The organism is uncultured Fibrobacter sp. (genome assembly GCF_937877005.1).
Lineage (GTDB): Bacteria > Fibrobacterota > Fibrobacteria > Fibrobacterales > Fibrobacteraceae > Fibrobacter.
In genome coordinates, this window is sequence record NZ_CALEFV010000072.1 from 1 (window position 1) to 5544 (window position 5544).

Consider the following 5544-nt stretch of genomic DNA (forward strand, 5'->3'; position numbering starts at 1 on the left):
ACAAGATGCCCGAAGGAACCATTAAAGCAAGGCTCAGCCGAGCCAGACACTTTGTAAGGGACTATTTAAAGGAGCGTAAACATGCTTAACAAAATTGACTTTTCAAAGCTTGAAAGGCTTACCCCCCGGGAAGATTCCTGGGCCAAGGTTTGCGCCCGCCTCGACGCCGAAAATGCGAAGAGCAAGATTGTCTCTATCAAGAGCTGGTACAGCGCGATTCCGCTGGCCGCAAGTTTTGTGCTTGTGAGCCTGACTGCGATTTTGCCGTCTTTCACCAGCGACATTGAACAGGAAAATTCCGCTTCTACCGAATACGTTTCGATCAACAATTCCGCACCGTCCGAACTCCTGAGCTGGTATGAAAACCTCGGGAATTCCACCAGCGACGAGTTCGAAACATTGGAAGAAACGGTGGGCTTTAATTATTTAACCAAGGAGTAAACCATGAAAGGATCAAAGCTCTTTATTGCAAGCATCGTCGTACTCGCCCTTGCCATCGGATTCTTCCTGGGCAGTTTCTGCGGACACCGCTGCTATCCCCAGCATCCGGGAACGCCTCCCGTAAGCATCGAGGAAAAAATCCCAGCTTCCGAAGTTCCTCACGGAGAATTTCACGGCAAGAAGGACTTCAAGCACCGCATGGACTTTGCCGCCATGGATTCCTTGCTGCAGGTAACGCCGGAACAGAAGGCCGCCATTGAAGCTAACCGCGCCAAGGGAGATTCTATTTTCAAGGAACTCCGCAAGCAAAAACATGAAGCCGAAAAGGCCCTGGGCGAAGCGCTCGAAAGCAGAGACGCCGCAGGCATCGATGCAGCCAAGGCAAAGGTGCTTGAAGCAGACAAGGCGTTGCTTGAACACCGCATTAACGGAATGGCCGCGCTCGGCAACATCCTAACGCCGGAACAGCTTGCGAAGTTCAACGCCTTTCACAAAGAACAGATGAAATTATTCAAGGAGCGCATGAAAAACGGGAAGCACCATGGCCCGCACGGCAATCCACCTCCCATGAACTAAAGTTCCAATTTCTCAAAACCAACAGACCCTCGGCAGAAATGCCGGGGGCTTTCTGTCTTTAGTTTACTTCCTACGGTCAACAAGTCATTTCTTCATAAACGACAGGTTCTGTGCGACACGGAGGAGCCCTTCTGCGCGGTGCTTGTTGTTGGCAGACGCTCCGTTGAGGTCTTCTAGGAATCTTGTCAGTTCTAGCATCCCCCCGCCCTGCTTGAGCACATGGACGGCGCAAAGGGAAATGACGCCGAGAGACGAGTTGATGATGTCAAGATCTGTGTTGGCAAGCTGGAAGGCGGCTAGCTGGTAGGCGTCTTCGGAATCTCTCTTGATGAGTCGGTCGATGTCGCCTAGTGTCTTGAATCCGAAGGAGGCAAATACGCTCAGGAAGCGGGAGAGTGAGGTTTCGTGGATTTCCGCCTGGTTGATGGAAGCGATTCGCTTGTTCAGTGCATCAAACGGGCGTAATTCCAGATAGTTGCTGAAGGAGTCTCCATTCAGTTCGATCTCGTCGAAACTTCCCGAACTTACCAGGGACTGGACCTGACGACGGTAATCGTTGATTCCCGAACGGATGAGGCAGAACTGTTCGTCAACTAGTTCCAGCATTCCTGCAAGTCGGTTCAGGTTACGTAGGTATTCCCTGGGAACTTCGAAACCCGACTTGTAACCCGTATCGTGATCGAGTACCGACCACACATGCTGCAGGGCGGTTCGCATCTGCACTTCGAAACGGATTTCGTTTAGTTGGGGGTAATTGGGGTCAAAGTATTTTTCCCTGGGAAGCTTGCAAATGTAATGTAGTGAATTGTAGCCGAAACTGTGTATTTCGTGCATCTTGCGTTTGTCGATACTGTTTTCCCAGTCAATTGTAAAAATACGTCCGACAAGGGCTGCAATTTTGTCCACTTCGTCGCTGTAGAATGTGATGACGCGGACGCCCAGGATATCCGTTAAGTCCGAAAGGGAATTATACTTGCCCGACTTACGTTCGAGTTTACCCGCAAGGCTGTCTTCTGCCTTGACGCGCCCTTCGATGGCGTTGATGTATATCTTGTTTTCTTGGATGCTCTCGCGAAGAATTCGCTTGACGATGCGTAAAAGCTTCTCGAAGACGATGTGTTGTTCGCGGTACTCCTCCAAGATAAGCGTTTCCTTGGGGGGCAGGCCGTAGTCCTTGTTGATTACCTGTTCCATGTCGTGTCTATTTCCCAAAGACTTTGTTGATTGTTTCTGCAAATTCGTCGTATGCGAATGTTCCCTTGAGGCTTGAGAGCGCACGTGCGAGCCCGCGGAAATGCCATTCGTGCGAGGCCGCGTCCTTGACGCAGAACAAGTCCCATACCTTGTCGCCTATTGCCTGGTAGTCGCGGTAGATGGCTCGGATGTTGCTTAATTTATCTGAAAGTGCTACAATCTTGACTTCGTTTGTAGCTGAAGACAATCGCTCAATGGCTTCTTCCTTGCGAAGTCTCCAACTTTCCTGACGGCTCTTGCCCTCGAACTCGATGTCGGATTCGGCCTCGACAAGTTCCGCAATGCGCTTGCCGAATTCGCGTTCGACATCCTTCAGGGTGATTTCGGTGTCTTCGACCGTGTCGTGAAGTGCTGCCGCGGCCAAAAGCTCCTGGTCGTTCGTCATGGTGGCAGCAATCACCACCGCTTCCATCGGATGCACAATATAGGGAAACCCCTTTCCATTGCGCTCAACGCCCTGATGCGCCCTGACCGCAAAAACAATAGCCTTATCGAGAATTGAAGTATCCATGTCACTAAATGTATATAAAAATTTTTCTATTTTTACTCTCGCAACAAATAACCGCGCAGCGGAAAGGATTAATCTATGTCGAAACTGACTGATTCTCAGGAATGGAAGGCCCTCGAGGCCCACGCCGAAGTCGCCAAGACTTGGCACATGAAGGAACTCTTCGCGAAGGACCCGGCTCGTGCCGAGAAGTTCAGCCTGGAAGCCTGCGGACTCTTCCTGGACTACTCCAAGAACATCATCACCGACGAAACCATGGCCAAGCTCCAGGACCTCCTGAAGTCTGCCGATTTCGAAGACATGCGCCGCAAGTACTTTGCCGGCGAAAAGATTAACACCACCGAAAAGCGCGCCGTGCTCCACACCGCGCTCCGCTACAAGGGTAACGATCCGATTTGCGTCGATGGCAAGGACGTGATGCCCGAAGTCCGCGCAGTTCTCAAGCACATGGAAGAATTCACGAAGCTCGTGCGCACCGGCAAGTGGAAGGGCCACACCGGCAAGTCCATCAAGTACGTGGTGAACATCGGTATCGGCGGTTCCGACCTGGGCCCCGTGATGGTGACCGAAGCCTTGAAGCCGTATGCCGACAAGCCGGCTGCTGGCGAATACTCTCCGGAAGTCTACTTCGTTTCTAACATCGACGGCACCCACATGGCCGAAACCCTCAAGAAGGTGAACATCGAAGAAACGCTCTTCATCGTTGCTTCCAAGACATTCACCACTCTTGAAACCATGACGAACGCCGAAACCGCCAAGGCTGCCGTTCTCAAGGCCTTCAACGGCGACGAAAAGTCCATCGCCAAGCACTTCGTGGCGCTCTCCACCAACACCGAAGCCGTGTCCGCCTTCGGTATCGACACCGCCAACATGTTCGAATTCTGGAACTGGGTGGGTGGCCGTTACTCCCTGTGGTCTGCCATCGGTCTTTCGATTGCACTCCGCATTGGTTTCGACAACTACATGAAGCTCCACCAGGGCGCCTACGAAATGGATCAGCATTTCAAGACCGCTCCGGTCGACAAGAACCTCCCCGTGATCCTCGCCCTCATCGGCGTGTGGTACAACAACTTCTTCGGTGCTTCCAGCTACGCCATGCTCCCGTACGACCAGTACCTGCACCGCCTGGCCGCCTACTTCCAGCAGGCCGACATGGAATCGAACGGCAAGACCGTTGACCGCGACAGCAAGCGCGTGAACTACCAGACGGGTCCGATCCTCTGGGGCGAACCGGGCACCAACGGCCAGCACGCCTTCTACCAGCTGATCCACCAGGGCACCAAGATGATTCCGTGCGACTTCATCGCCCCGGCGAACAGCCACAACAAGGTCGGCGACCATCACCAGAAGCTCCTCTCCAACTTCTTTGCACAGCCCGAAGCCTTGATGAACGGCAAGACCCTCGCCCAGGCCCACGAAGAACTCCGCAAGGACGGCAAGAGCGAAGAAGAAATCGCATTCCTCGCCCCGCACAAGGTGTTCGAAGGCAACAAGCCGACCAACTCCATCATGATGGACTACGTTTCTCCGGAAACGCTCGGCGCCCTCATCGCCATGTACGAACACAAGATCTTCACCCAGGGCGTTATCTGGAACATCAACAGCTACGACCAGTGGGGTGTTGAACTCGGTAAGCAGCTCGCCAAGAAGATCCTTCCGGAACTGGCCAAGGCCGACGCCGAACTGAACCACGACAGCTCCACCAACGGTCTTATCCGCTGGTTTAAAGCTCATCAGGCCTAGTTAGACAAGAGTACGGGCCTACGGCCCTACAGACGAGAGAAAGCCGCGACGAAAAATCGCGGCCTTTTTCATATTCACTTTGTTCGAAAAAAAAAACGATTTTACGGATAAATGCTATTTTACTCCGCCTTTTTCTTGTCGCGCCAAGCGAAGATATTCGCGAGCACCGTTCCGCTAATGGAATGGTAGGCGCAACTCAAGGCGCAAGGGACCATGCAAAGCACCGCTTCGGGGTTCTTCGCCACATTTGCGGGGTCTGCAAAGAAGGCCATGGCAAGTACAGTCGCCATACCGGCATTTTGCACGCCGACTTCGATAGCGATGGTTCGCTTCTTGGCTGTATTGAATCTGAAAAGCTTACCCACGCCGTAACCAAGCACATAGCCCAGCGCATTGTGGCAGAACACCACCGCAAGCACCAATAAAATCAGGCCGAGGCCGTTTGCGAACAACTGCGGGCGCACGGTCACGACGACACCGCCCACAATCATCATCAAGCCTATCACACTCACTGCAGGCATATTCGACTGAATTTCCTTAAACACGGGGCGTTTACCCAAGAAGTAGTTGCACAGGAATCCGATGGTAATCGGGGCGATCGTCACGTACAGAATATTCAGGAACATGCCCTTCGCATTCACGTCGATGCTCGTGTCGGCAAGCCAAAGCACAAGCAGCGGCGTCATAATCGGCGCAAGGAGCGTGCTCACCATGGTCATGCTCACCGAATAGGTCACATCGCCCTTGGCTAAGAAGCTCATGACGTTGCTCGAAACACCGCCCGGGCAGCACCCCACCAGAATGATGCCCACGGCAAGATACGGGTCCAAGCCAAAAACTTTTGTAAGCCCAAAGGCCACAAACGGCATAATGGTGTACTGCGCAACCGCACCGAGCAAAATATGGAACGGTTGTTTCATCAAGTTCCGCACATCATCTATCGAAATGGTTAAACCCATGCTCAACATGATGACGCCGAGAATAATGGAGGATACATTCCCGTGAACCCAGCCAAAAGCGAC

The 5544-nt window shown here is 52.8% G+C and carries 6 protein-coding genes; 3 read left to right on the top strand and 3 right to left on the bottom strand.

Translation table 11 applies throughout. From position 1 onward, the window contains the following. The first annotated feature begins 81 nt into the window (after positions 1-81). Both Q0628_RS04085 and Q0628_RS04090 read left to right on the top strand, forming a co-directional pair. Positions 82-441, top strand: a complete 360-nt coding sequence (locus tag Q0628_RS04085) for a hypothetical protein (RefSeq protein WP_298768411.1) — start codon at positions 82-84, stop codon at positions 439-441. A 3-nt stretch (positions 442-444) separates the two neighbouring features. After that, positions 445-1017: a Spy/CpxP family protein refolding chaperone gene (locus tag Q0628_RS04090; protein WP_298768413.1), complete on the top strand. Its 573-nt coding sequence runs from the start codon at positions 445-447 to the stop codon at positions 1015-1017. Positions 1018-1101: 84 nt separating this feature from the next. Here the strand turns inward: Q0628_RS04090 and Q0628_RS04095 are convergent, their stop codons facing one another. Both Q0628_RS04095 and Q0628_RS04100 read right to left on the bottom strand, forming a co-directional pair. Further along, positions 1102-2211: a (p)ppGpp synthetase gene (locus Q0628_RS04095; protein ID WP_298768415.1), complete on the bottom strand. Its 1110-nt coding sequence runs from the start codon at positions 2209-2211 to the stop codon at positions 1102-1104. A gap of 7 nt (positions 2212-2218) precedes the next feature. Further along, positions 2219-2782, bottom strand: coding sequence for an HD domain-containing protein (locus tag Q0628_RS04100; protein ID WP_298768416.1), 564 nt, complete (start codon positions 2780-2782; stop codon positions 2219-2221). A gap of 75 nt (positions 2783-2857) precedes the next feature. On the opposite strand from Q0628_RS04100, the gene pgi reads away from it, so the two are divergent. Next, on the top strand, positions 2858-4522 hold the full coding sequence (gene pgi / locus Q0628_RS04105) for a glucose-6-phosphate isomerase (protein ID WP_298768418.1): 1665 nt from the start codon (positions 2858-2860) through the stop codon (positions 4520-4522). Positions 4523-4641: 119 nt separating this feature from the next. On the opposite strand, the gene Q0628_RS04110 is transcribed toward pgi, so the two are convergent. Continuing rightward, on the bottom strand, positions 4642-5544 hold a 903-nt coding region (locus Q0628_RS04110), incomplete at its 5' end, for a bile acid:sodium symporter family protein (RefSeq protein ID WP_298768420.1).

Excerpts from the sequence above, each read along its gene's own strand:
- Q0628_RS04095 (WP_298768415.1), bottom strand. The coding sequence starts at position 2,211 with ATGGAACAGGTAATCAACAAGGACTACGGCCTGCCCCCCAAGGAAACG.
- Q0628_RS04085 (WP_298768411.1), top strand. The coding sequence starts at position 82 with ATGCTTAACAAAATTGACTTTTCAAAGCTTGAAAGGCTTACCCCCCGG.
- Q0628_RS04090 (WP_298768413.1), top strand. The coding sequence starts at position 445 with ATGAAAGGATCAAAGCTCTTTATTGCAAGCATCGTCGTACTCGCCCTT.
- Q0628_RS04100 (WP_298768416.1), bottom strand. The coding sequence starts at position 2,782 with ATGGATACTTCAATTCTCGATAAGGCTATTGTTTTTGCGGTCAGGGCG.
- pgi (WP_298768418.1), top strand. The coding sequence starts at position 2,858 with ATGTCGAAACTGACTGATTCTCAGGAATGGAAGGCCCTCGAGGCCCAC.